Raw genomic sequence first — 18,610 nt, 5'->3', positions numbered from 1 at the left:
CTGAACTCTCTCCGGTCACTGGCTCGGGATTCGCCGACGGTCCGGGACCGCTGGTCGGGCGGACGACAACGGCGCCGGGCCGGTCCCGCCGGGTCGAAAACCCGAGGATACCGACCCGGCGCCGTGGTTCAGCGCTTGGCCTCGGACTTCGCCGCGGACCGCTCGGACCGCAGCTCGGGCTCGCTGAACTTGCGGATCTCCTGGAAGGAGCTGTCCAGCTTGCGCTTGAGCACCGGCGCCAGCGGGCGCTCGACCAGGCGGTGCACCAGCCAGGCGGCCAGCAGCATGATCCCCAGCGTGAGGAAGAGCGTCGGGTACGGCGCCATGTGCGGGCGGAAGCGCGTGATCAGCTGGAAGCCGATCTCCTGGTGCAGCAGGTACAGCGGGTAGGTGAGCGAACCGGCGACGGTCAGCCACTTCCACTGCATCCAGTTGAACGCACCGAGCGCGGCGGCGGTCACCACGATGAAGCAGAGCGTGCTGAGGATGACGATGTACGTCCACTTGATGTGGTGCCGGGTGCCGTACTCGTAGCCGCCGATCACGCCGCGGATCTGGTCCTGGGCGATCAGCCAGCAGAAGATCAGCATGGCCCACAGCATCAGGTTGGCCTTGTAGCGGTACATCAGGTAGATGACCATGCCGGCGATGAAGTACCAGGCGTAGGTGGGCTGCACGATCGTGTCCAGCAGCGCGAAGTTCGACGGGCCGGAGATCAGCGCGAGGAACGCCCAGATACCGCAGAAGGCCAGCACGCGACGGTAGGTCAGGCCCCAGAGCAGCAGGACACCGAAGAGCACGTAGAAGCGCATCTCGGCCCAGAGCGTCCAGTACACCGGGTCGAGGTCGGAGACCCCGAGCGGCGTGTTCATCATGCTCAGGTTCGTCAGGATCCGGCTGATCGTCGGCGAGCTGGTGTCGTCGCCCCAGATCTTCGGGACGATCTCCAGCACCGTCGCGGTGATCAGCGCGCAGACCCAGTAGGCCGGGAAGAGCCGGGTGATGCGGGAGGTGACGAAGTCACCGACCGAGCGGCCCCAGCAGGACATGCAGATGACGAAGCCGCTGATGATGAAGAACAGCTCCACCCCGATCCAGCTGTAGGCGCCGATCAGGTGACCGAACGGCATCAGCTTGCTCGGCAGGCCGTGCCAGACGTCCGGGAAGCGCTCGACTCCGAGCCAGTGCCAGCCGAGGACACCGAGGGCCGCGATGAGGCGAAGGCCGTCGAGAACGTACAGCCGGGGGCGCTTACCGCTCTGCGGGGCTCCCTTCTCGGCCGGAGAAGCAGCGCCGTCCACGGACGGCGGCATGACGGTGGAGGTCATCAGGAAGCTCTCGACGAGGAACGGGGGGTGCGGGGCATCGCCCACTCCGCCACACCGGGGCCAGGGCAAAGATCGAAGGTGGGCAGACAGCAGGCGAGGCTACCCAGCCGTCGCAAGTATAGGCAAGGCAGACTCCGCCCCGTCAGCGCAAGCCGACACACCAACTGTTCCCGAACAACTCGCGACCCTCACTGACCGTCAGCACACTGAGCAGCCGCCTTTTCCTAGACACACAGTTCTCGATATGCTTCCCACATTTCGAACACACCTGCGCCGCCAGACGGTGCAGTGCGGGCGGTCGCCACGCAGGTCGAGCGTACCGGCGCGATGACGACAGAGCCGCGCCCGATGACCTCAACTGAAGGACGATGATGCGGACCGTCTCGACGGACAGAAAGGGCCTGCGCGTAACCTCACAGTTCAATGCGCAGGTGGGGGGGCTGGTCGAGTGGCTGAGAGGCCCCGCTTCCATACCGCTGATGCTCATGACGGTGGCGCTGCTGGCCGCCCGTCTGTACCAGGTTCGCCACAACGGAAACCTGAACCTGGACAACCACTGGGTCACTGACGCCGCCCGCACCTATGTCAAGGGCGGCGCGCCCTACGACGAGAAGCGCTTCCTCTACCTGCCGGCCGCCGTGCTGATCGGGCTGCCGCAGGCCTGGTTCTCGGACGACGCGCTGAGCTGGATCATCCCGCTGCTCGGCATGGCCTTCGTCATCGGCGGCTTCATCGTCGCACTGCGGATCTTCGGCATCTCGGCCCGCAGCCGGCTCGCCTTCCTGATCCCCGCCGCCATGGTCATCTGGTACCCGTTCGCCAACGTGGTCACGATCGGCAACTGGACCTCGGGGTACGTCCTGGTCCTGCCGATCGTCCTGCTGCTGGCGCTGAAGGAGCGCTGGCTCTGGGCCGCCGCCGTGTTCGGCGTCGCGATCGCGTTCAAGCCGATCCTGGCACCGGTCGTGCTGCTGTTCCTGCTCGCCCGCAAGTACAAGGCCTTCGCGCTCGCCATCGCGCTGCCGACCGTGATCTCGCTCGGCTCCGCCGCGCTGATGCCCAAGCCGGGCCTGTTCATCACCAAGACCCTGCCGTACCTGCTGGGCGGCCAGGGCGGCTTCGCGGCCCCGTACGACTCCTCGGTGTCGAACATCCTCGAACGCAACGTGATGGGGCACACCCCCGCCGTGGCGATCGGCTACACCATGGGCCTCGTGGTCCTGGTCGGCGCCTGGCGGCGCTGGCAGAACGGCGGCGAGCAGCGGCTGCGCGTGGTCGAGACCGCCTGCATGCTGCAGGTGACCGCGTTCCTCGTCACCACGCCGTCCTTCGACCACTACACGCTGATCATCGTGCTGCCGCTGATCGCCGGCGTCGTGATCCCGGGCGCCGCGTCCCGCTCGCCGTGGTTCTGGGCGGCCATGCTGCCGCTCTACCCGGCTCTGGAGACGCCCTTCTGGCCCGAGTTCGTCATGCCGTACCGCACCATGGTCCTCAACGTGATCGTGGCCGGCGTGCTGGTCGCCCGGGCGTACTTCCCCCGCCTCGCCGGCTACCAGACGCCCGCGGGCACCGGTTCGACGCAGGTCGCCTCCGACACCTCCTCCGAGGACGCCGAGCAGGAGCTGTCCCCCGCCTACAGCGGCTGACGCACCGGCAGCAGAGCAACAGCGGGCCCCCTGGCGCACCTCACGCCAGGGGGCCCGCTTGCGTCCGGCAGCCCGGTCAGACCAGCCGGCGCGCCGTCGCCCAGCGGGTCAGCTCGTGACGGTTGCTCAGCTGCAGCTTGCGCAGCACCGCCGAGACGTGGCTCTCCACCGTCTTGACCGAGATGAACAGCTGCTTGGCGATCTCCTTGTACGCGTAGCCGCGGGCGATCAGCCGCAGCACCTCGCGCTCGCGCTGGGTGAGGCGGTCGAGGTCCTCGTCCACCGGCGGGGTGTCGGTGGCGGCGAAGGCGTCCAGTACGAAGCCGGCCAGCCGGGGCGAGAAGACCGCGTCACCGTCGGAGATCCGGAAGATCGCGTTGACCAGGTCGGTACCGGTGATGGTCTTGGTGACGTAGCCGCGCGCGCCACCGCGGATCACGCCGATCACGTCCTCGGCCGCGTCGGAGACCGAGAGCGCGAGGAACTTCACGCCGCCGGGCTCGCCCATCACACCGGCCGAGCGGCGCAGCACCTCGACGCCGCCGCCACCGGGCAGGTGGACGTCGAGCAGCACCACGTCGGGGCGGGTCTCGGCGACCACCCTGACGGCGGACTCCACGTCGTCGGCCTCGCCGACCACGTCGATGCCGGTGGCCTCGGTGCGGCCGATCTCTGCCCGGACGCCGGTGCGGAACATCCGGTGGTCGTCGACCAGCACGACCCGCGCCACCCTCTCGGGCCCACCCTGCGCGGTTTCGGGCGCAACAGCGTCAGTCATCAGCAGCTCTCTCCATCTCAAGCTCGACCTCGGTGCCGCCGTCCGGCGCCGGGCGCACGCGTGCGGTGCCCCCGTGGCGCTTCATCCGGCCGATGATCGACTCCCGTACGCCCATCCGGTCCTCCGGCACGGTGTCCGGATCGAAGCCGGGTCCATGATCGCGCACGAACACCGACACCGTCCTCCCCTCCACCTCGGCGTAGACCTGCACCGGTCCTCCGCCACCGTACTTGGCGGCGTTCACCATCGCCTCACGCGCGGCCTGCATCTGCGCCGCAATACCCTCGTCCATCGGGCAGTCGCCGACGCAGACCAGCTCGACCGGGACGCCGTGCCGGTCCTCGACCTCGGCGACCACCTCGCGCAGCCGCTCCGCCAGCGTGTCGGGGGCCGCCTCGGCCGCCGCCTCGGGGCGGTAGAGCCAGAGCCGCAGCTCGCGCTCCTGGGCGCGGGCGAGGCGCTGCACCTCCTTGGGGTCCTCGGACCGGCGCTGGATCAGGGTGAGCGTGTGCAGCACCGAGTCGTGGATGTGCGCGGCGATCTCGGCCCGCTCCTGGGCCCGGATCCGGGCGGTCCGCTCGGCGCCCAGGTCCTGCCACATCCGCAGCGCGTACGGTCCGGTCAGCACGAGCACGCCGGCCAGCACGGCGACCGAGGCCTCCAGCACCGAGGCGAGCGTGCTGCCGGCGCCCTGCAGGATCAGGAACCCGACGATGCCCGCACTGACCAGCAGCACACCGGTGCCGACCCGGACCACGGCGCTGCGCCGCTTGCCGCCGCCCTCCAGGCCGAACCAGCGCTGCCAGCGCGAGTCGTCCGCCTGCCGCCAGACCAGCGCGACGCCGACCCCGATCGCCAGCAGCGGCCAGGCGTACGGCTTCGAGGACTGGATGCCGAGCGCGTTCAGCAGCGCCATCACGCCGACCACCAGCATCAGCAGCGCGGCCAGCTGGCCCAGGTTCTGCCGGCTCGCGGCCGCCGGGGTCCCGGTGGCGTCGCCGGCCGACTGCGCGGGGACGATCGGCTCGCCCTGGAAGGTGCCCTGCAGCACGTCCCGCAGCCGGCCGAGCCGGCCGCGCCGGGCCTTGAGCAGCGGATCGGGGACGGCACCCGAGTCGGCCGGCACGAAGGCGCCGTTCGCCCAGATGTAACCGCCCCCCGCGCCGCCACCGGGACCGCCGCCCGGGGCCGGTTCGCCGATCCCGATCGGCACCACGAACCAGAACGCCGCGTACAGCAGCACCCCGATCCCGTTCGCGAAGAAGAGCAGCACGAAGGCCGCCCGCACCCAGGCCACCGGCAGCCCGAGGTGCACCGCCAGACCGTGCGCGACACCGCCGAGCATCCGCGAGTGCGGGCTGCGGTAGAGCTTGCGGTACGGCTGCCGGGCGCCGGGCGGGCTCGGCTCGGCGCCGCCGGCCGGCGGGGTGTCGGGGGCGGTGTTGCCAAGCTGCGGATCGGTACCTGGGGCTGCCACGCCACCGATGGTCACACGCGGGCGGGCGCGGGCGCATCAGGGTTCGGCCCCTAATGCCTGCCCGGCGGCCGGTGGTCATGGTGAAGATCGTCGCGACACCCTCAGGGAAATCACCCTGAGTGTCGATCTGCTGACTCAGAGCCAGTACGACTTATGCTCGCATGACTTCTGACGGATTGTCATATTTCCAGAGGAGTCACCGTGAAGCACGGACGCATCGCGGCCGCCCTGGCCGTTCTGCTCAGTCTGACGGTCGGCGCGGTCCTGGCCCCCACCGTCTCGGCCACCGCCGCCGACACCACCACCGTCGCCGACACCGCCACCAGCGCGGCCACTCCCCCGCCGGCGGGCCCGCCGATGCTGCAGATCATGCCGCTCGGCGATTCGATCACCGCCGGCGACGGCAGCAGCACCGGCTGCGGCTACCGCCTGCCGCTCTGGCGCCTGATCGCCGGTCAGCACCGGTACGCCGCCAACTTCGTCGGCTCGCAGAGCAACCGCGCCTGCCCGGCCCCGCACCACGAGGGCCACAGCGGCTGGAAGATCAACGACATCAGCGGCCAGGTCGACGGCTGGCTCAAGCAGTCGCGGCCGGACATCGTGCTGCTGCACATCGGCATCAACGACCTGCGGGCCGGCGTCACGCCGACCGATGCGGCCGGCCGCCTGAAGCACCTGGCGGACCAGATCTTCGCCGACCGGCCGGGCGTCACGGTGATCCTCCAGGGGCTGATCCCGACCACCGTCGACATCGGCGGCTCCGGCGCCGCGACGCTGCCCGGCCTGGTGAAGCGGTTCAACGACCGGGCCCGGTCGCTCGAAGCGGACGAGCAGGAGGCCGGCCACCGGCTCGGCTACCTCGACGCGCCGGCGCTGGCCCCGACCGAGTTCGCCGACGGCCTGCACCCCGACGACGCCGGGTACGAGCGGATGGCCCAGGTCTACTTCGACGGGCTCGACCTGGCCATCCAGGCCGGCTGGTTCCGTGCCGTGCCGCGGCTCGCCCCGGTCGTCGCCGCGCCGGTCCCCGCCGGGCCGATCGTCGCCGCACCGGTCGTCGCCGCGCCCGTCGACCGCGGCGGCCGCGCGCGCCCCTGAGCCCGTCTCAGGGTCAGATCAGGGTCCGAACCGGGCCGCCCCCGCTCCCGCACACCGCCGCCGCCCCGAAGAATGGAGGCATGACCGACGAGCAGAGCGAGGCGCCGGAGCGAGGCGCCCAGGAGCAGACCGGCGGCCGGCCACCACTGACCCGGTCCGAACAGCACCGCGTGGTGGCCGGCGTCTGCGGCGGCCTCGGGCGGCACCTGGACATCGACCCGGTGGTCTTCCGGGTGGTGACCGCGGTGCTCTGCCTGACCGGCGGCCTGGGGCTCTTCATCTACGGGCTGGCCTGGCTGATCGTGCCGACCGAGGTGCCGGACGGCAAGCACGGGCGGACCGAGCTCCAGCGGGTGCTGACCGGGCGGGTGGACGGGCAGTCGATAGGAGCCGTGCTGTTGACCGTGATCGGCACCGGCGTCTTCTTCTCCTGGATGGGCAGCGGCGACTCGCTGCTCCCGCTGTTGCTGCTCGGCGCGATGATCTTCTTCGCGGTCCGGCACGACCCGGAGCGGCTGCGCCGGGCCCGCGGGCTCGGCACCCCGCCGCGCCCCGGCGGGCCGTACGACCGGCCGACCACCACCCCGGCCGGCGGCCTGACCGCCGAGGGCCCGTCCCCGATGGCGGACTGGCAGACCTGGCGAGCCGACTTCCACGCCGAGTGGACGGCCCGCAAGGCCGAGCTGCACGAGCAGGTGAACCTCGCCAAGGAGGCGATCGCCAAGGAGACCTCCTCCTGGGCCACCGGCGCCACCCGGCCGGACGCCGAACGGACGCCGACCGACCGCGTGCGCACCGACGAGGTGCCGACCGACAGCGCGGCGGCCGACCCGGCGCAGGCCGACGCGCCGCCCGCAGGACCCTCGCCCGCAGGCCCGCAGGGCCGCAGCGGCTACCTCTGGGATCCGCGCCACCCCGAGCGCAACCCGTACGGCGCCGGCTTCGCCACCCCGCCGCCCGGCGCCCCCGCGCAGGCCTGGTGGCAGCGGACCGACCTGCCGGCCGGCGACCCGCTGCGCAAGTCGGGACCGCAGCGCACCGCGCCGCCGCCGGTCCGCCGCGAGCGCCGCCCGCACTCGGCGCTGGCCCCGATCGGACTGGTGCTCTCGGTCGGCGCCGCCTGGGCGGTCTGGTCCACCAACCGCCACCTCGCCACCACGACGCTGATCTCCACCGTGCTGGCCACCTGCCTGCTCGGCCTGGGCCTGACCATGCTGCTGGGCGCGAAGGTCGGCCGGGCCCGGGTGCTCGCCGTCCCCGCGCTGCTGCTCACCCTGACGCTGGCCGCGGTGGGCAGCGCCGGCGGCGCGGGCAGCTCGTTCGGCGACCGCAGCTGGGTCCCGGCGAACGCGGCGGCCGTGCAGCCGCACTACAACCTGGGCGCGGGCGACGTCTCGCTCGACCTGTCGGCGATCGACCCGGGCGGCGGCACGATCGACACCGCGGTGCGGGTCGGCGCGGGCGACGTGCACATCACCCTGCCGCCCGACGTGGACGTGCAGCTCACCGTCCGCTCGCTGGTCGGCAACGTCACACTGCCCGACCGGACGCTCAGCGGCGGCTTCGGTGCGCACCAGAGCGAGCAGCTCGATCCGGTCGGCGGCGCGAAGTCCAAGGGAACCATCGACCTCAGCGTGGAGGTCGGCCTCGGCGACATTCAGGTGGTGCAGGGATGAAGCGGCATCGGTTCGATCTCTTCTCGTTCATGGCCGGCGGCCTGTTCACGGTGCTCGCCGTGATCTACCTGGCCGCCTCGCTGAACGGCTTCTCGGTCAGCGGGCGGATCGTGGTGCCGGTCACCCTGATCGTGCTCGGCACCGCCGGTCTGGCCGGCGCGGTCGCCGCGATGTCCCGGCGCGGCCGGTCCTCCTCCGACGACGACCCACCGGCCTAGGAAGTCCGGTGCAGCCCTGGGACTGCACCGCCCCTAGGACTGCACCGCGCCGAGGTCGAGCCGGTCGCCGTCCTTCGTCACGGTGTACTTCGGCAGCGGTTTGACGGCGGGTCCGGTCAGCACCGCGCCGGTCGCGGCGTCGAAGGACGAGCCGTGGCACGGGCAGACCAGCTTGCCGCCACGCGGCGGGTCGACCGTGCAGCCGGCGTGCGTGCAGACCGAGGAGAGGCCGCAGTACCGGCCGGCCGCGGGCTGCACGATGTAGACGGCGTCGCCGCTGGCCGGGTCCTTGACCGTGGCCGAGCCGCCGACCGGGACGTCGGTGGCCGCGACCGAGACCGTCGATCCGCCGCCGCTCTGCGGGGCGGCGGACCCGGTCGGCGCCGGCGCGGCGGCCACCGGCTTCGGCTTGCGGCGCACGAAGGTGGCCGTCAGCGAGCCGGCCAGCAGCCCGGCGCCGCCGAGGGCGACGGCCGCGATCGAGCCGTCCAGGAAGGTCCGGCGACGGACCGCGTCCTCGTGCAGACCGCGGGCCCGGTCGCGCTCGGCGCGGCGGGCCAGGTAGCCGTCGACCGAGAGGTACGGCGTCCCGGCCAGCAGCAGCGCGGTCCAGGCCATCAGGTACGGCAGGTCGTTGCCGAGGTAGTACGGCGAGACGTTGAAACTGACGGTCAGGAAGAGGCTCAGGCTGAGCACGGCGCCGCCGAGCGCGGCCACCCGGCCCCAGAGGCCGAACAGCGTGCCGAGGCCGACCGCCAGCTCGCCGAACGCGATCAGCAGCGCGAAGAGGGTCGGCGCGTGCAGCGTGGGCTCCAGCAGGAAGCCGATCGGGCTGTGCGCCTTGGCGGCGATCGTCTGCCCGTAGAACGAGAGCGGGTCGCCCTGGCCGGCCAGGTAGTGGCTGTCGGCGAGCTTGTCCAGGCCCGCGTAGCCGAACGTCACACCGAGGAAGAGCCGCAGCGGCAGCAGCGCGTACCGGCCGGCCAGCGCCCTGCGCTCGGCCGCCCGGGCTGCCCGACCGGCCGGGCCGGGCGGTGCGGAGTGGGCCGGCTGCGGGCCGGACGGTGCACCCGGAACAGGTCCGGTCGACTCCGGGTCCTCGGCACCGACCGAGTCCCTGGTCCCCTCCATCATCCCGTCACCTTCCCGTTCGACCCGTCCGCGCGATCTGGTCCGGTCCGCATTCTGCCCGGTCCGGCAATGTTTTCGACGGTAACCCGGTCAGCGGGCGTCAGACCCGACCACACCCGCGAACCTGCCGGATCTGACGCGAACGGCCGCACCGCCACCCACGAGTACGCGGGTGGCGGTGCGGCCGTTCAAAAGCCGGAGGCCGAAGGGGAGGACTACTCCCACTCGATGGTGCCCGGGGGCTTGCTGGTGCAGTCCAGCACCACCCGGTTCACGTCCTTGACCTCGTTGGTGATCCGGGTCGAGATGCGGGCCAGCACCTCGTACGGCAGCCGCGACCAGTCCGCGGTCATGGCGTCCTCGGAGGAGACCGGGCGCAGCACGATCGGGTGGCCGTAGGTGCGGCCGTCGCCCTGCACGCCGACGCTGCGCACGTCCGCCAGCAGCACGACCGGGCACTGCCAGATCTCGCGGTCCAGGCCGGCCGCGGTCAGCTCCTCGCGGGCGATCGCGTCGGCCTCGCGCAGCAGGTCCAGGCGCTCCTTGGTGACCTCGCCGACGATCCGGATGCCCAGGCCGGGGCCGGGGAACGGCTGGCGCTGGACGATCTCCTCCGGCAGGCCGAGCTCCTGGCCGACCATCCGGACCTCGTCCTTGAACAGCTTGCGCAGCGGCTCGACCAGCGCGAACTGGAGGTCCTCCGGCAGGCCGCCGACGTTGTGGTGCGACTTGATGTTCGCGGTGCCGGTGCCGCCACCGGACTCCACCACGTCCGGGTAGAGCGTGCCCTGGACCAGGAAGTCCACCGACTCGCCGTGCGCGCCGGCCTCGGCCACGATCTCGGCCTGCGCCTGCTCGAAGACCCGGATGAACTCCCGGCCGATGATCTTGCGCTTCTCCTCCGGGTCGCTGACGCCCTTGAGCGCGGTCAGGAACCGCTCCTCGGCGTCCACGACCTTGAGCTTGACGCCGGTGGCGGCGACGAAGTCCTTCTCGACCTGCTCGGTCTCGCCCTTGCGCATCAGACCGTGGTCGACGTACACGCAGGTCAGCTTGTCGCCGATGGCCTTGGCCACCAGGGCGGCCGCGACCGCGGAGTCCACGCCGCCGGACAGGCCGCAGATCGCGCGCTTGTCGCCGACCTGCTCCTTGATCAGCGCGATCTGCTCGTCCACCACGTTGTGCGTGGTCCAGGTCGGGGCGATGCCCGCGCCGCGGTAGAGGAAGTGCTCCAGGATCTGCTGGCCGTGCGTGGAGTGCAGCACCTCGGGGTGGTACTGGACGCCGTAGAGCTTCGCCTCGTCGTTCTCGAAGGCGGCGACCGGGACCACGTCGGTGGACGCGGTCACGGTGAAGCCCGTCGGCGCGGCGGAGCAGGCGTCGCCGTGCGACATCCACACCGACTGCTCGGCCGGGGTGCCCTCGAAGAGCGTCGAACCGCTCTTGGTGACGTGCAGCGGGGTGCGGCCGTACTCACGCGCGCCGTTGTCGTCGACCGTCCCGCCGAGCGTGATCGCCATCAGCTGGAAGCCGTAGCACATGCCGAAGACCGGCACCCCGGCCTCGAAGATCGCACGGTCGAGCCGCGGTGCGCCCTCCTCGTAGACCGAGGAGGGCCCGCCGGAGAGGATGATCGCCTTCGGGTTCTTGGCGAGCATCTCGGCGACCGGCATGGTGCTCGGCACGATCTCGCTGTAGACCCTGGCCTCACGCACCCGGCGGGCGATGAGCTGGGCGTACTGAGCGCCGAAGTCGACCACCAGAACGGTGTCGACAGGCGCTGCGGACTGGTCGGGGGTAGCAGAGGACACAGACGGCCTTCCGGCAGCGATGTGGGGGTGTCCCTCCTGAGTCTACCGGGCGCTGTCCGCGTGCCGAGATTCACCCGCTTGCCGCCCGGCCGTGTCCGCCCGCCGCGGCGCTCGTTTCACTGCCGGACCGCACGACCGCGCCGCACCCTCCAGGTGCGGCACAACGACCGGCGCACCGGGCCCGCGCCTCGTACGGTCCGGCAGGACCACGCGTGGAAGTACGCACAGTCCACTCGCGCGCGTGGCGCCCGGCGGCCGACTGGACGGCCGTCCGGAGCGCCGTGGGACCGCGCTCGGGTGTGATGGGCCGGCGGCAGGGGACAGCAGCCGGCCCACGACTGCGTCAGGAGGTGCGGCGGCGGCTCCCGGGGACGCCCGGGCCACCGCCGCACCGCCCGGCGCACACCCCACTCGACTACCGAACGTGACCATTGCCGACACTGGCGGGACAGGTGTGACGTCCGGGTTTCGCGACTGCTGACACGCCGTCAAGAACAGCCCGGGCGAAAATCGGAATGTGCCGAACTCGGCCGAATCGGTTGCAGAGCATGGCCTCCGTCCACCACGATGCAGGGGAGGGGGTTCACCGGGGGCCGGAACCGGCCGACGGACCGCCTGCTCTGCTGACTCCGCCCACCGGCGGTGACAGCACGTAGCTGCTCACACTCAGTGAGCGCTGGGCGCCCGGATGACGGTCCACACCACCGTCCGGCTGCCCGCGCGGCGGCGCCCGGCGGCCATGCACACCGCTGCCACGCGCCCCGGCGGCGACCAGCCGCACAGTCCGAACCGAAGCCAACCGAAGAGACGGCGCTCCTCCCCCGGCGCCGTCGCCCCAGCACCGGCGCAGCCCTGACGCCGCGTGCTGAGCGACAAAGGGCCCCGTTCCCCCGCGGGGCCCTTTGCCCTTTTCCGGCAGGATCCGGTGGGCCGACGCCTACGTGTGGGAGGGCCTAGGTGTGATCGGGCCGGCTCGCCAGTAGCTCGGCCCCGGGCAGCCGCAGCTCGGCCACCGCACCACCCGCCGGGTCGTTGCGCAGCAGCAGCCCGACGCCGATCGCCCCCGCGTGTCCCTGCGCGATGGTGAGCCCTAGCCCGTGCCCGTGCCCCCGCTCACGCGCACCGGTGCGAAAGCGCTGCGGGCCCTCCAGCAGGACGTCCGACGGGTAGCCGGGCCCGTGGTCGCGAACCGTCACGGTGCGGCCGTCCACCACCACCAGCACCGGGGGCGCGCCGTGCCGCAGCGCGTTGGCCACCAGGTTCACGAGCACCCGGTCGAGCCGGCGCGGATCCGTGGTGACCTGGGCGTCCGCCGTGATCCGCAGCTCGGCGTCGAGGCCGGACGCCCGGAGGATGCCGGCCACCAGCGCGCCGAGCGGCACGACCGAGAGCTCCGGCGTCTCGGCGCCGGCGTCCAGCCGGGAGACCTCCAGCAGGTCCTCGGTCAGCCGGCAGAGCAGCCGGACCCGGTCCTGCACCAGTTCGGTGGGCCGGCCCGGCTCCAGCAGCTCGGCGGCGGTCAGCAGACCGGTCAGCGGGGTGCGCAGCTCGTGCGCCACGTCGGCGGTGAAGCGCTGCTCGTTGGCCAGCTTGCTGCGCAGCACGGCGGACATCGAGTCGACGGCGGCGGCCAGCTCGGCCACCTCGTCGCGCGGGCGGCCGAGCGGGCCGATCCGCGCCGCCAGGTCTCCCTGGGCGATGGTCCTGGCGGTGCGGGCCGCGGTGCGCAGCCGGCTGCTGATCCGGTGCGCGGCGAAGACCCCGGCCAGCACCGTGACCAGCACCGAGAGCACCGCCGAGACCAGGATGGTGCGGTCCAGGTCGGCGATCGTCCGCTGGTCCTCGGTGTAGTCCAGCCAGACCGAGAAGAACTGCCCGTGGCCGTTGCCGGCCGCCGCCCACATCACCGGGCCGGGGTGCCGGGCGGGGCCGGGGCCGAGCATGGAGCCCTGGCGGCCCTGCTCGGCGAGCCGGCGCAGCGTGGCGGGCAGCTGCGGGTCGCCGCCGCCCGCGGTGTTCCAGCTCCCGACGTTCGACGCCGAGGAGACCTCACCGGTCGCGTTGAAGCTGTCGATCTGGGTCCTGAGCACGGCGATCGCGGCGTTGCGGGCCTGCGAGACGTGCTGGCCGACGGACGCCCGGTGGACCAGCAGGCCGAGGGTGAGCGCGAGCAGGAGGGAGACCACGGCGACCGTGGCGGCGATCTGCCGGCGCAGGTTCACCGGGCCGTGCCCGAGGGGTCCGCAGCGGAGAGGCCTGCGGCGGAGAGGCCCGCGGCGCGCGGTCGGCGCAGCTTGTAGCCGAAGCCGCGGATGGTCTCGATCCGCTCCGCGCCGATCTTCGCCCGCAGCCGCTGCACGTGCACGTCCACCACCCGGGTGTCGGCGCCCCAGGAGTAGTCCCAGACCCGTTCCAGCAGCGTCTGCCGCTCCAGCAGCACGCCGGGCGCCGCGGTGAACTCCAGCAGCAGCCGCAGCTCGGTGGGGGTGAGCAGGACCTGGCGGCCGTCGACCCGGACCTCCATCGCCTCGGTGTCCACCTCCAGGCCGTCCACCTCGCGCACGGTGCGCTGCGGCGCGGGGGCCGGCGCGGCCGTCGGCAGCGTCGTCGGCGCCGCAGCGGGCTCGCCGGGCCGGCCCGGGGCGCCGCCCGCCACGACCGACGGCGCGGCCTGCGCGGCCTGCGCGGCCTGCACGGCATGCCCACCCGAGCCGCCCTGCCCGCCGAGCCCGGTGCGGCGCAGCACGGTGCGGATCCGGGCCACCAGTACCGCCGTCTCGAACGGCTTGACCAGGTAGTCGTCCGCGCCGGCCTCCAGCCCGGAGACGACGTCGATCGGGTCGGTGCGGGCGGACATCATCAGGATCGGCAGCTGGCTCTCCTCCCGGATCCGCCGGCAGAGCCCGACCCCGTCCAGCAGCGGCAGCATCACGTCGAGCAGCAGCAGGTCGGGCCGCCCGGATCGGAAGCGCTCGAGTCCCTCCAGGCCGTCGGCGGCGGTGTCCACCGGGAACCCGTAGCGCTCCAGTGCCATCCGGGTCGCCTCCCGGATCACCTCGTCGTCCTCGACGAGCAGGATCCGCGGTACGGCGGCGGCGGTCGGCGGGGTGGTCATCAGGGCTGCTCCGTCGGACGCGACGATGGGGTGGGCATGGCCGCGGACCCCGCGGTGGCGGGGGCGGTGGGCGCGGGCGAGAACCCCGCGGACGGCACGGACACGGGCTGCCCCGTACCCACCGAGGTGGAGGGCACGGCCGAGAACCCCGCGGTGGGTGCGGCCGAGGCTACCGCGCCGGGCGCGGGCCGCCCCGCGGTGGCCGGGGCGGAGGGCGCCGGCACGGGCCGGGCGGTGGCGATCGGCCCGCCCGGTGTCCGGGTGGGCGCCGACGAGACGGACGGCCACCTGCCCGAGGACGGCGTCATCAGGCCGCCGTCCGGGCTGGCGGACGCCGACGGGGAGAGCGCCGGCAGGCAGCCCGGAGCGTCGGCGGCCGGTCCGGTCACCTTGATCTCCCGGCCCTTGAACGCCAGCCGCGCGCCGTCCCAGTGGTACGTGCTGTCGGTCTCGATCGCCGCGCCGGTCGGCTCGTGCACCACCAGGTCGAGGCCGACCGTGTCGGCGGTGAAGCCGGGCTGCACGGAGAGCGCCAGGATCGGCAGTAGCTTGCCGTCCTGGAGCCGGTAGGCGTGCAGGAACGCCTGCCGGTCGTCCGTCAGTACGGCGGTGAGCAGCTCGGCGTGGCCGTCACCGATGAGGTCCCGGTACTGCGCGGGCAGCACCTGACAGCCGTGGCAGCCGGCCAGCGCGCGCTGCTCGTCCGGGTGCGCGGCCGTCTCCGGGTCCTGTGCCAGCACCTTGCCGACGTCGACCTTGCTGATGTCGTCCCCGGCCACGGTGATCCCCGGCACCGGGCCCGGCGCGGCCGGCTCCCCGGTCGCCGAGGCCTGCGGCGCCGGCAGGGCGGCGGCCGGCCAGAGTGCCAGGGCGCTCGGGCGCACGGAGATCGACGGGCTCACGCCTTCGTCCCGCAGACCGCCCGACGCCCCGCACCCGGCCAGCGCGAACACCGCCGGCAGTGCCAGTACCGCGACCAGAACCCGGCCTAGCCACGCACGCACGGGGACCGCCTCTCTCGATTCGAACACCCGGTCACCTGCAACACGGCCCCGGCGGGGTCATCGGTTGCAGCGGGCGGGCCGCCATCGCGCGGGTCAGGACACCAGGTCGGCCAGCACGATGATGTTGTCGGTGTAGTGCCCGTCCTTCGCCAGCACTCCGCCACAGGTGATCAGGCGCAGCTGCGGGGTCGGGGTGTCCCCGTAGACCATGGCGGTCGGGAAGGCGTTCTTCGCCGCCTGGTGGAGTTCGCGGACCTGGTACGCCACCGTGCTGCCGTCGGTGCGGCGGATCTCGATCCGGTCGCCGGGGCGCAGCTGCGGCAGGCGGCTGAAGACCGCCGGCCCCTTGGTGGTGTCGAGGTGACCGAGCAGGACGGCCGGCCCGACCTGGCCGGGCGCCGGGCCCTTGCTGTACCAGTCGACCTGGTCGGGACGGTCCATCGGCGGGACCCCCACGGAGTCGTCCGGGTTCAGGCCGCCGGCGGCGACCGGGGCGTCCACCCCGATCCGCGGGATCAGCAGCCGCTCGGGCGGAGCGACCGGCGGCGCGGCGGGCGCCGACGCTGCCGACCCGGGCGCGGACGGCGACGGCGACGGCGTGGCCGCGCCTGCCGGGGACCCGGCGGCCGGGTCGGCCGGCGCCGCCGCCGTGCTGATCCGCACCGCAGGCGGCGAGGCGTGCGGCGTGGCGAGCAGCGCCACGCCGAGCAGCAGTGTCAGGGAACCGCCCGCCGCGGCCGGCGCCCAGCGGGGGCGCCGGCGGTGACGGGGGCGGTCAGCCCCGCGCACCGGCACGAGTCCGGCGGCGGCGCAGCACGGCGAAGCCGAGGCCGGCCACACCCACGGCGGCCAGGCCGGAGCCCGCCAGCGTGGTGCCGGTGGAGTCACCGGTGTTGCCCTCACCGGTCTGCGCGCCACCCTTCGGGACGACCTTCACCTGGCCGCCGGCCGACGAGGTCGGGGCCGCGCTCGGGAACGCGGTCGGGGCGGCGCTCGGGGCCGAGCTCGGCTGGGCGACGGCCCGCGTGGTCGGGGTCGCGCTCACCCCGGCGGCGGCCGGCGCGGTCACAGCCGGCCTGGTCGTGGCCGGCGCGCTCGGAACCGGTGTGCTCATGGCCGTGGCCGGCCCACTCGGGCTCGCACTCGGCTGTGCCCCGGCCGGCGAGGTCGCGGCCGGCGTGACCATGACCCCGGTCGGCGCGGCCGACGGCACCGCCGACGGCGTGGCCATCGGCCCGTCGGCGAAGGCGGCCGAGGTGGAACCGACGAGCGCGGCCGCGACACCGGCGGAGACCAGCGACAGCCGAACCGCACGCCGCAGCGCGACGGCACCCGAACGCGGGACACCTGACATAGCGAAACCTCCGAGAGTCCGCCGCCCCGGCCACTGCGGCCGGGGTCGGCGGAGCCCACGCTAGGAAGCGCCCCGCGCGGTCCTCCGTCAGCCGTGTAACACCCGTCGGCCGACTCCGTAACAGTGCGTCGGCTCCCGTTCCCCTACTGCTTCGCGGGCACCACCGGCACCGGCAGCAGCAGTTCGCCGAACGCGCCCTTCGGCACCGCCGCACGCACCGGCGCGACCGCCGCCACCCGCCGGTACGCCTCGCCCTGGGCCGGGCGCCGGTCCGGCTCGCCCTTGTTCGGCCACATCGACATCGCCCGCTCGGCCTGCGCGGTGATGGTGAGCGAGGGATTCACGCCGAGGTTCGCGGAGATGGTCGAGCCGTCCACCACGCTGATCCCCGGGTACCCGTACAGCCGCTGGTACGGATCGACGACGCCGTGCTCGGGGCTGTCACCGATCGGGCACCCGCCGATGAAGTGCGCGGTCATCGGGATGTCGAAGATCTCGCCGACCGTGCTGCCGGCGAAGCCGTTGATCTCGGCGGCGAGCGCCTTCGCGCCCGCCTCGGCGGCCGGGATCCAGGTCGGGTTCGGCGCGCCGTGGCCCTGCCGGGAGGTCAGCGCGCCCTTGCCGAGGCCCTTCTGCTTGAGCGAGACGGTGATCGAGTTGTCCAGCGACTGCATCACCAGGCCGATGATGGTCCGCTCCGACCACTTCCGGTTGCTCAGCGAACGGGCGAACGTGACCGGGTGCTTGACGGCCGTCGCACCGGCCCGCAGCCAGCGCGGGCCGCTGCCGCCGCCGGGCACCTGCATGATCGACAGGAACCCCATCGCGTTGGAGCCCTTGCCGTAGCGGACCGGCTCGATGTGGGTGTTCTCGTCCGGGTGGATCGAGGAGGTGATCGCCACCCCCTTGGTGAAGTCCACCGGGGCGCCGTAGCGCCGCGGCGTGGTCTGCGCGCCCACCAGCGCCTCGGAGTTGGTCCGGGTCAGCTCGCCGAGCCGGTCCGAGATCCGCGGCAGCCGGCCCGAGTCCCGCATCCGGTGCAGCAGCGTCTGGGTGCCGTAGGTGCCGGCCGCGACGACCACCCGGGCGGCCGTCAGGGTCCGGGCCCCGGCCCGCTGGGCGGCGGCCGAGCGGGCGTTGGTGCGCTTCACGTCGACAGCGAAGCCCTGGCTGCCGTCGGCACCGCTCAGCTCCCGGATCCGGGCCACCGTGGTGAGCGGGTGGATCTCGGCGCCGTTCGCCTCGGCCAGGTACAGGTAGTTCTCGGTGAGCATGTTCTTCGCGCCGTGCCGGCAGCCCGTCATGCACTCGCCGCACTCGGTGCAGGCCTTGCGGCGCGGGCCCGCTCCGCCGAAGTACGGGTCCTCGACCTCGCTGCCGGGCGTCGTCTTCGCCGAGCCGTCGGCGTCCCGCCCGTCGCCGAAGAAGACGCCGACCGGTGCCAGGTGGAAGCTGTCGCCGACGCCCATCGTCTCGGCCGCCGCCTTGAGGTGGACGTCCGAGGGCGTGACGGTCGGGTTGGTGCGCACCCCGAGCATCCGCTGCGCCTGGTCGTAGAACGGCGCCAACTCCTCCTGCCAGTCGGTGATGTGCTGCCACTGGCGGTCCTCGAAGAACGCCTTCGGCGGCACGTACAGCGTGTTCGCGTAGTTCAGCGAACCGCCGCCGACGCCGGCCCCGCCGAGCACCAGCACGTTGGCCAGCAGGTGGATCCGCTGGATGCCGTACAGGCCGAGAGCGGGCGCCCAGAGGTAGTTCTGCACGTCCCAGGAGGTCTTCGGCAGCTCGTCCCGGGTGAACCGCCGGCCGGCCTCCAGCACCGCGACCCGGTAGCCCTTCTCGGTGAGGCGCAACGCGCTGACCGAGCCGCCGAAGCCCGAACCGACCACGATCACGTCGTAGTCGAAGCCGTGGTCGAGGTCGTGGTCGAGGTCGCCGTCGAGATCCCGGTCGTGGTCGAGGTCGTCCATC

The 18,610-nt window shown here is 73.0% G+C and carries 15 protein-coding genes and 1 pseudogene; 4 read left to right on the top strand and 12 right to left on the bottom strand.

Annotation, left to right across the window (positions count from 1 at the left end; all coding sequences use genetic code 11):
* Window positions 1–128: 128 nt before the first annotated feature.
* A complete protein-coding gene (locus AC060L_RS16595) occupies window positions 129–1,328 on the bottom strand; it encodes an acyltransferase family protein (protein WP_483799501.1) in 1,200 nt (399 codons plus the stop codon).
* A 479-nt stretch (window positions 1,329–1,807) separates the two neighbouring features.
* Between AC060L_RS16595 and AC060L_RS16590 the strand changes: the two genes are divergently transcribed.
* The gene (locus tag AC060L_RS16590) at window positions 1,808–2,977 is read left to right on the top strand and encodes a glycosyltransferase family 87 protein (RefSeq protein ID WP_483799500.1); all 1,170 of its coding nucleotides are present in this window, start codon (window positions 1,808–1,810) and stop codon (window positions 2,975–2,977) included.
* 76 nt (window positions 2,978–3,053) lie between these two features.
* On the opposite strand, the gene AC060L_RS16585 is transcribed toward AC060L_RS16590, so the two are convergent.
* A complete protein-coding gene (locus AC060L_RS16585; RefSeq protein WP_483799499.1) occupies window positions 3,054–3,755 on the bottom strand; it encodes a LuxR C-terminal-related transcriptional regulator in 702 nt (233 codons plus the stop codon).
* Complete coding sequence (locus tag AC060L_RS16580) at window positions 3,748–5,232, bottom strand: ATP-binding protein (protein WP_483799498.1); 1,485 nt, start codon at window positions 5,230–5,232, stop codon at window positions 3,748–3,750. Before AC060L_RS16580 ends, AC060L_RS16585 begins: the two co-directional genes overlap by 8 nt.
* A gap of 201 nt (window positions 5,233–5,433) precedes the next feature.
* On the opposite strand from AC060L_RS16580, the gene AC060L_RS16575 reads away from it, so the two are divergent.
* From AC060L_RS16575 to AC060L_RS16565, 3 genes are all read left to right on the top strand, one after another.
* On the top strand, window positions 5,434–6,330 hold the full coding sequence (locus tag AC060L_RS16575) for an SGNH/GDSL hydrolase family protein (RefSeq protein ID WP_483799497.1): 897 nt from the start codon (window positions 5,434–5,436) through the stop codon (window positions 6,328–6,330).
* An 80-nt stretch (window positions 6,331–6,410) separates the two neighbouring features.
* A complete protein-coding gene (locus AC060L_RS16570; RefSeq protein ID WP_483799496.1) occupies window positions 6,411–8,006 on the top strand; it encodes a PspC domain-containing protein in 1,596 nt (531 codons plus the stop codon).
* Window positions 8,003–8,224, top strand: coding sequence for a hypothetical protein (locus AC060L_RS16565; protein WP_483799495.1), 222 nt, complete (start codon window positions 8,003–8,005; stop codon window positions 8,222–8,224). The genes AC060L_RS16570 and AC060L_RS16565 overlap by 4 nt, the downstream gene beginning before the upstream one ends.
* A 33-nt stretch (window positions 8,225–8,257) precedes the next feature.
* Here AC060L_RS16565 and AC060L_RS16560 read toward each other — a convergent pair whose 3' ends face one another.
* From AC060L_RS16560 to AC060L_RS16520, 9 genes and pseudogenes are all read right to left on the bottom strand, one after another.
* Window positions 8,258–8,623 (bottom strand): QcrA and Rieske domain-containing protein, encoded by a 366-nt coding sequence (locus AC060L_RS16560; protein WP_483799535.1) that lies wholly within the window; start codon window positions 8,621–8,623, stop codon window positions 8,258–8,260.
* A 141-nt stretch (window positions 8,624–8,764) separates the two neighbouring features.
* Window positions 8,765–9,355, bottom strand: a pseudogene (locus AC060L_RS16555) (DoxX family protein); the annotation flags it as partial.
* 215 nt (window positions 9,356–9,570) lie between these two features.
* Window positions 9,571–11,166: a glutamine-hydrolyzing GMP synthase gene (gene guaA, locus AC060L_RS16550; RefSeq protein ID WP_483799494.1), complete on the bottom strand. Its 1,596-nt coding sequence runs from the start codon at window positions 11,164–11,166 to the stop codon at window positions 9,571–9,573.
* A gap of 953 nt (window positions 11,167–12,119) precedes the next feature.
* Window positions 12,120–13,388 carry an ATP-binding protein gene (locus tag AC060L_RS16545; protein ID WP_483799493.1) on the bottom strand — a complete coding sequence of 423 codons (1,269 nt, stop codon included), beginning with the start codon at window positions 13,386–13,388 and terminating at the stop codon, window positions 12,120–12,122.
* Window positions 13,385–14,281, bottom strand: coding sequence for a response regulator transcription factor (locus AC060L_RS16540; protein WP_483799492.1), 897 nt, complete (start codon window positions 14,279–14,281; stop codon window positions 13,385–13,387). The genes AC060L_RS16545 and AC060L_RS16540 overlap by 4 nt, the downstream gene beginning before the upstream one ends.
* Complete coding sequence (locus AC060L_RS16535) at window positions 14,281–15,285, bottom strand: hypothetical protein (protein WP_483799491.1); 1,005 nt, start codon at window positions 15,283–15,285, stop codon at window positions 14,281–14,283. The genes AC060L_RS16540 and AC060L_RS16535 overlap by 1 nt, the downstream gene beginning before the upstream one ends.
* A gap of 93 nt (window positions 15,286–15,378) precedes the next feature.
* On the bottom strand, window positions 15,379–16,074 hold the full coding sequence (locus AC060L_RS16530) for a class F sortase (protein ID WP_483799490.1): 696 nt from the start codon (window positions 16,072–16,074) through the stop codon (window positions 15,379–15,381).
* On the bottom strand, window positions 16,061–16,639 hold the full coding sequence (locus tag AC060L_RS16525; RefSeq protein ID WP_483799489.1) for an LPXTG cell wall anchor domain-containing protein: 579 nt from the start codon (window positions 16,637–16,639) through the stop codon (window positions 16,061–16,063). The genes AC060L_RS16530 and AC060L_RS16525 overlap by 14 nt, the downstream gene beginning before the upstream one ends.
* 143 nt (window positions 16,640–16,782) lie before the next feature.
* Window positions 16,783–18,609, bottom strand: a complete 1,827-nt coding sequence (locus AC060L_RS16520) for a GMC oxidoreductase (RefSeq protein WP_483799534.1) — start codon at window positions 18,607–18,609, stop codon at window positions 16,783–16,785.
* Between the last annotated feature and the right edge of the window lies 1 nt (window position 18,610).

The organism is Kitasatospora sp. NEAU-69, from assembly GCF_057158765.1.
Note: the sequence above shows the minus strand (reverse complement) of the source record. Positions and strands in the feature narration are given on the sequence as shown.